The organism is Paraburkholderia sp., assembly GCF_035656215.1.
Classification (GTDB): domain Bacteria; phylum Pseudomonadota; class Gammaproteobacteria; order Burkholderiales; family Burkholderiaceae; genus Paraburkholderia.
This window is the reverse complement of sequence record NZ_DASRSY010000209.1, coordinates 25,617-32,215: the sequence shown is the minus strand read 5'-3', so window position 1 is coordinate 32,215 and position 6,599 is coordinate 25,617. Positions and strand designations below refer to the sequence as shown.

The following is a 6,599-nucleotide window of genomic DNA, read 5'->3' as shown; positions in this document are numbered from 1 at the left end:
CGCCGCATTGAACTGGCTCACGCCGTACGCGGATGGCAGCAAGACGCATGAAGAATTCGTGCATTCGAACGTTCCATTCGATGCCAAACGTCGCGAGGCCGGTTTGCCTGGCTATTCGGGCCAATGGGATCCGAAAAACGCGACGGAACTGTTTCACCTGGCGGCGCGTCTCGATGGACGCTATACGCCGATCGCGCTGCAGCTCGCATCGACGCCACCCGCGTGGCTCGCCGTGTGTTTGCCGCTGCCGGCGCGCTAAACCAACTTTTATCAGCAGGGAGCAGTAAATGGCAGTCAGCGTGTTCGACCTCTTCAAAATCGGCATTGGTCCGTCCAGTTCGCATACGGTCGGGCCGATGCGCGCGGCGCTGATGTTCGCGCAAGGGCTCGAACGCGACGGGCTGCTTGCGGCGACGGCATCGGTGAAAGTGGATCTGTACGGTTCGCTCGGCGCGACCGGCAAGGGGCACGGCACTGATCGCGGCGTGATGCTCGGTTTGATGGGCGATGCGCCCGACACGGTCGATCCGGACACGATCGCGCAGCGGCTGGAAGTGGTAAAAACGTCGCGCAAGCTCGCGTTGCTCGGCACGCACGACGTGCCGTTCGTACAGAAAGATCACATTTCGTTTTATCGTCAGGCGCTGGCCGAACATCCGAACGGCCTGAAGCTGCGTGCGCTCGACGCGCAGGGCGAGACGCTGCGCGAGTCGACGTATATGTCGGTGGGTGGCGGTTTCGTGGTGACGGCGGGTGCGCCGAACACCAAAGTCCTGAGTGCCGTCGAACAATTGCCGCATTCGTTCCGCAGCGGCAACGAATTGCTCGCGCTGTGCAAATCGACCGGCAAGAGCATCGCGCAACTGATGCGGGAAAACGAACGCGTCTGGCACACGGAAGAAGAGACGCGTGCGGGCTTGCTGAAGATCTGGGGCGTGATGCAGTCGTGCGTGTCGCGCGGTTGCGGCATCAACAATCCGGATGCAGATGGCAACTTGCCCGGTCCGTTCCATGTAAAGCGCCGCGCGCCACAGTTGTATCGTGCGCTGTCGAGTAATCCTGAGCTGGCGCTGCGCGATCCGCTGTCGATGGTCGACTGGATCAATCTCTACGCCATCGCCGTGAATGAAGAAAACGCTGCGGGCGGCCGCGTGGTCACGGCGCCGACCAATGGCGCGGCCGGCATCATTCCGGCAGTGCTGCATTACTACACGCGCTTCATGCCAGGCTCGAACGAGCAGGGCGTGATCGACTTCCTGATGACGGCAGCAGCAATCGGCATTCTGTACAAGCTGAACGCATCGATTTCAGGCGCGGAAGTGGGGTGCCAGGGCGAAGTCGGGGTGGCTTGTTCGATGGCCGCGGGCGCGCTTGCGGCGGTGATGGGCGGCACGCCTGAACAAGTCGAGAATGCTGCCGAGATCGGCATGGAGCACAACCTAGGGCTGACATGCGATCCGGTCGGCGGGATGGTGCAGATTCCGTGCATCGAGCGCAATGCGATGGGCTCGGTAAAAGCCGTGAATGCCGCACGAATGGCGCTACGCGGTGACGGCACACATTATGTGTCGCTGGACTCGGTGATCAAGACGATGATGCAGACCGGCGCGGATATGAAAACGAAGTACAAGGAAACGTCGCGCGGTGGGTTGGCGGTCAATATTGTAGAGTGTTGAGGGCGCCTGGTTTGCGGCAAGTGTGCGACCACCACAAGACGCGCAACGTGAATTGCGAGGCGTGTGCCGCCCTGACATCGGCATGCGCCGCCACACATCAGTTGTACGCGTCTTTGCAAGCAAACTCTGTGGCCTTTGTCCGGGAGACTCGATAACACTGCGAAGGGAGATAAAGCGCCTTTGCCCGGTTCCACATATAAACAACCTTTGTTCCGGGAAAACCGGGGGCCGCTTGGGTAAGCGTGACCCATTGCGCCGGCCGAGCCGATCTCTCTCGGCTTGTAACTGCTTCAATGCTGGCTACAGGCGGTGATGTCAAAACGACGCACCATCGACTCCCACCGCGTTTCTCGAAGATCGTCCTCGGTGAATTGGTACCCGTCGTTCGGTCTTGGGTAAGCAGCATTTCGCCAGTAACGTATTTGGCTGTCTTGCGCACCACGTTGTCGTCGGCCGCATAGTCAGACCCATACACCACCGCCATACCTAATTCAATTGAACGATAGCAAGCACCGTAATGCGAGTTGGTCCACGCCTGAGGCAAGGACGGGAAGTCGTCGGCGCATGCAGGGATTGCTGCGAAAAAAATCAGGAAACTAAGGTTTTTGTGCAGCATAGGTAATCGTTACAGTTTGGGTCGAAGGTATCGCGGCAGGAGGAAACGTAGTGCAAAGTGCAGGGCTCCCGGGCGGCGTCAAAGGCGGGTAACTGAGAGGTCCACTACCAGCTCTGCGCGGCTGGTCCAGCAATACGTCGGCAAGAAGCGGGGCAAACTGCTGACGGTTCGCATATCCGTGGCCACCTCCATTGACGAGCCAGCTGATGAAGCCCACTACGGCCGGCGACGTGCCAAGATCCGCCGCGCGATTGATGTTGTGCTTGCCGCGAAATGTCTTCGCTAGCCAATACATCGCCGCCGATTCGGCAGCATGAATGAGATCGGTGGCAACGATGTGTGGATCGAATCGAGGCGACCATCGCTGCACTGCAGCGCCGTCCGCCCACACATGCGTTGACGTTGAAGTGATACGCGGGTCCACGTATGCTGACACCCCGTGACTGGCGACGCCCCGATATCGCCTGTACGTATCGTAGTTGAACGGCCACGTTAGCTGGAGATATCCGCGGCCATAGAAAGGCCCGTAAACGTAGCCATAACCCGTCGAGTCCTCCACCATCGTGCGAAGAGTATCTGTTTCGATATGCGTCTGCGCAAGGAAATGCACCAACCGAATCCTGCTTTCATTCAGATACTTTCGGTAGATGAGATTTATCGGTTTTGCATGCGTACTTCCGCGCTCGAAGGCGACGTTCCACGGAACGCTTCCGGACAGCGATGTCCTAGGCAGACATTGGGAAAGTTCGTTTGCGCTCAGCCATCCACATTTCCTGAAATGCTCTATAAAAGCCTTGGGCGGAAAGTGCCAGCATTGGTCGACGGGCGGAAGATGTGGGTCGTGGACTTCCTCCCAAAACGCTAAAGCTTGTATATGGGCCTTCAGCAAATTGAAATCGTTCGCAGGCAGCGCCACAGGCAAGCTTTCACTCGATTCCTTGAGCCATCCCCAGTGGCGGTCGATGGAGTCCTCGTTCCTGGACCACTCGATCGGAAATTTGCAGATCGCTTTCGACAACCGTCTGCGCACTGCGTCGGCATGGAGGCCTTGCACTGCTTCAGCGTGTGACACGTGACCATCACCGTTCACATCGAGCCAGCGTCTAATCGTTGACGAACCACATAGACTTTTCGCCATCGTATCGTCGTCAATGAGACCCCAGCCGGCCCAATGCGGCAAGTCTGCATCGCTATAGACGCCGATACCGGTAAGGTTCAAATTTACCCATCCAACCGCTTCGGGTGTCGTGATTTTTCGCCAGTGACCGAATTTAGCGCCGGCAGGCAGCGAGTCGGTACCTAAGGTACGCCCGAAACGCAGTATTTCGTAAATTGCGCATGGCGTCGGCACAACCGCATAGGCGCTTCCCGCCGATTCATTCAACTCGATATATTTCGCGCTCAGCCGGTTGGCCTCCCTGTAAAGCCCATATTCATATCCACTACCGCACGTCAGTGATCCGAAGACGACATACTGCCCATCGACACCCTTGTGAAACGTGGTCAGCGTGCATTCGCCTCGTTGATATCGCATCTGAACCACGTACTCCTGCTCTGTCGCACGCGCCGCTTGTGGCGTGATGAGGGCACAGGGTGGCGACCCTCTGTCATCTACTCGATACGGATGCGGCTCGCGATTTTCGAACACCGGGATCCCTTTCGGCACCCTGAACCAGATATCCCCGTAAATTGCGTCTTTTCGGCCAGTTGTCGCGGTGAGCGGCCCCGTGCTGCGCCCGACCAGCTTTTCAAGGTCCGCCTGATTGCAGACGATTTCGAAATGTATCTGACCGATCTGCCCATATACCTGTCCCGCGATGCCGATTACATCCTTCCGATAGACTTTCCTACCCGCAACCAGCGACGATATGACCGTTTGCAAATGCATGTAGATCGAGAAGAAGTTCACCTTTGCGCTATCACCATCGCCGATCTCCGTCGAATGCCTGATGACTACACAGCCGTCGTCCGTCCGTACATTGCGATAGGACAAAGCCGCCTTTTCACTGGCGTCGGTTTGTCGCGCATAGACGACCGTTCCATCAGCGATGGCACGCACCGGAGCAGCGGTGCCGTGCGCATCGCGAGGTGCGATGAGGTGCACGCCACCATGCCAGCCAAGGTTGTAGCTGACCGGATATGCTCCGTTTCCTGGTGCGCATTCCTGCATGCCAGCGGCACACACATCGTGATCTGGGACAATGGTATCTCCCGCTTCAGCGGACTCCATTTCGTGACCTGATACTGGTAGCAAGAACGGGGGGCTTATTAGCATTACTTATCATACTCAAAGTTCATAGTCACGAAAATTGCGAATTCGGTGACTTGTGGTTTTGATGTTTTCGACGCACCTGGTAAAACAGTTCAATCCTACGCGTCAAATTCATCTCGAAAAATTCTCTTGCGCAATCTGACGAATCGCGCCATGCACTGACGTCGACCTCTCTGTCGGCGTAAGCTATCGGTGACAATTCGCTTGATCAAGACAGAAGCATTACCAACCCATATGGAGGCTTCATCGCAATGTCGCTGCCGAACGCTCCCGTTTCTGATTCTTCCACTGCCCAAACCACCGGCGCGCGCCTCGTCGTCGATGCCTTGCTGACGCATGGCGTAGAGCGTGTTTTCTGTGTACCTGGTGAGAGCTTTCTCGCCGTGCTCGATTCGCTACACGACGAAACCGACCGCATCCAGACCATCGTCTGCCGGCACGAAGCGGCGGCCGCAAACATGGCCGAAGCCGTCGGCAAATTGACCGGTCGGCCGGGCGTCGCCATCGTCACACGCGGACCGGGCGCGACGCATGCATCGATCGGCGTGCACACCGCGTTTCAGGACTCCACGCCGATGATCCTGTTGATCGGTCAATGCGCGCGTGAGCATCTCGACCGCGAGGCCTTCCAGGAAATCGACTATCGGCGCATGTTCGGTCAGATGGCCAAGTGGGTCGCGCAGATCGACGATCCGAAACGCATTCCCGAGTATCTGAGCCATGCGTTTCACACGGCGACGTCGGGGCGGCCGGGGCCGGTTGTGTTGTCGTTGCCGGAAGATGTGTTGAGCGATGCGTGTGAGCTTGTGGCCGGCGCGCCGAGATATAAGCGCGTGGCGGCGTCGCCATCCGCGGCGCAGATCGAAGAGCTGCGTCAACTGCTGGAAGGGGCGCAACGGCCGATGGTGATCGCAGGCGGCAGCGGTTGGACGCCCAATGCATGCGCCGACCTGCAACGCTTCGTCGAGAATTGGCAACTACCTATTGGCCTCGCGTTCCGCTTCCAGGACACGCTCGACAACGAACATCCGAACTATGCGGGCGACGTCGGCCTCGGCATCAATCCGGCGCTTGCACAACGCATCCGCCACGCAGACTTGCTACTCACGTTGGGTCCGCGGTTAGGTGAAGCAACAACCAACGGCTACACGCTGCTCGACATCCCGAAGACGAAGCAAACGCTGGTGCACGTGCATCAAGGCGCGGAAGAACTCGGGCGCGTCTATGCCGCGGATCTGCCAATCGTCTCCGGCATGCCGGAGCTTGCCGCGCTGCTTGCCGCGTTGAAGCCGTCTTCTGATAAGCCCGCATGGGCGGGCGCCGCGGAAGAAGCACATCGCGCGTATCTCGACTGGCGCAAACCTCGCCCGATTCCCGGCGACGTGCAAATGGGCGAAGTGATCCAGCAGTTGCGCGCGCATCTGCCGGAAGACGCGATCCTCACCAACGGTGCGGGCAATTACGCAACGTGGCTGCATCGGCATTTCTCGTATCGGCATTTCCGCTCGCAACTCGCGCCGACCAGTGGCGCGATGGGTTATGGCGTACCGGCGGCGATCGCGGCGAAGTCAATGTACCCGCAACGCGCGGTGGTCGCACTAGCCGGCGACGGTTGCTTCATGATGTCCGCGCAAGAACTCGCGACGGCTATGCAGTACGACCTGCATGTGATTTTCATCGTCGTGAACAATAGCCACTTCGGCACGATCCGGATGCATCAGGAACGGCACTATCCGAATCGCGTGCACGGCACAGGTCTCACGAATCCGGACTTCGCGGCGTTCGCGAGGTCGTTCGGCGCACATGGGGAGACGGTGGAGCGGACTGAAGATTTTCTGCCTGCATTGCAGCGTTCGATGGAAGCTGGGCGTGCGGCGGTGATCGAGATTCGTATGCCGCAGGAAGCGAGCACGCCGGGCGCTACGTTGGAGCAGATTCGCGAGCAGGGGAGGAAACTGCGGGGCGAAACGGCTTAGCGGAAAAAGGCTCGTGGGCAAAGTCCCTCTGTGCCAGCGAGTCTTAAGTCGAATCTTTG

Annotated in this window: 3 protein-coding genes and 1 pseudogene; 3 read left to right on the top strand and 1 reads right to left on the bottom strand. The window is 58.6% G+C overall.

What is annotated here, in order from left to right:
- Both VFE81_RS12065 and VFE81_RS12060 read left to right on the top strand, forming a co-directional pair.
- Positions 1 to 259: pseudogene (locus tag VFE81_RS12065) on the top strand (alginate lyase); the annotation flags it as partial.
- Positions 260 to 287: 28 nt separating this feature from the next.
- Entirely contained in the window at positions 288 to 1,676 is a 1,389-nt protein-coding gene (locus VFE81_RS12060) for an L-serine ammonia-lyase (protein ID WP_325044810.1), read from the top strand.
- 596 nt (positions 1,677 to 2,272) lie between these two features.
- Here VFE81_RS12060 and VFE81_RS12055 read toward each other — a convergent pair.
- Complete coding sequence (locus VFE81_RS12055) at positions 2,273 to 4,522, bottom strand: M23 family metallopeptidase (protein WP_325044809.1); 2,250 nt, start codon at positions 4,520 to 4,522, stop codon at positions 2,273 to 2,275.
- Between the two features lie 293 nt (positions 4,523 to 4,815).
- On the opposite strand from VFE81_RS12055, the gene VFE81_RS12050 reads away from it, so the two are divergent.
- Positions 4,816 to 6,540 (top strand): thiamine pyrophosphate-binding protein, encoded by a 1,725-nt coding sequence (locus VFE81_RS12050; protein ID WP_325044808.1) that lies wholly within the window; start codon positions 4,816 to 4,818, stop codon positions 6,538 to 6,540.
- Positions 6,541 to 6,599 lie beyond the last annotated feature (59 nt).

Bases quoted from the DNA above. Each gene is read 5' to 3' on its own strand.
- VFE81_RS12060 (WP_325044810.1), top strand. From the start codon at position 288: ATGGCAGTCAGCGTGTTCGACCTCTTCAAAATCGGCATTGGTCCGTCC.
- VFE81_RS12055 (WP_325044809.1), bottom strand. From the start codon at position 4,522: ATGGAGTCCGCTGAAGCGGGAGATACCATTGTCCCAGATCACGATGTG.
- VFE81_RS12050 (WP_325044808.1), top strand. From the start codon at position 4,816: ATGTCGCTGCCGAACGCTCCCGTTTCTGATTCTTCCACTGCCCAAACC.